Here is a 276-nt window from a genome sequence, read left to right as displayed (position 1 = left end):
TTGCTGGCGCTGTAGGTCAGCGTGTCGCCATCTGGGTCGGAGAAGAAGGTCGAAACGTCAAGCGGCGTGATGCCCTGCGCATCCTCATTGGCCTGATCGGCAATCGTGCCGTTTGCTTCCGGCGCGTCGTTGACCGGAGTGACGGTGATGACGAGGCTGGCTGTATCCGAGCCGCCTTCCCCATCGCCGATCATGTAGGTGACGGTCGGGACCGTGCCGTTCCAGCTGGCGACTGGCGTGAAGCTGTAAGCGCCATCGCTGCCGAGCGTGAACGTG

At 63.0% G+C, this 276-nt stretch carries 1 protein-coding gene; it reads right to left on the bottom strand.

The annotated features are described in order from the left end of the window. The coding region (locus E4K09_RS28750; protein WP_166802134.1) for a cadherin-like domain-containing protein at window positions 1-276 on the bottom strand (276 nt) is incomplete at both ends.

This window comes from Microvirga pakistanensis, assembly GCF_004458765.1.
In the GTDB taxonomy this organism is placed as follows: domain Bacteria; phylum Pseudomonadota; class Alphaproteobacteria; order Rhizobiales; family Beijerinckiaceae; genus Microvirga; species Microvirga pakistanensis.
The sequence above is the reverse complement of the archived record's forward strand: the minus strand, read 5'-3'. Positions and strand labels throughout refer to the sequence as shown.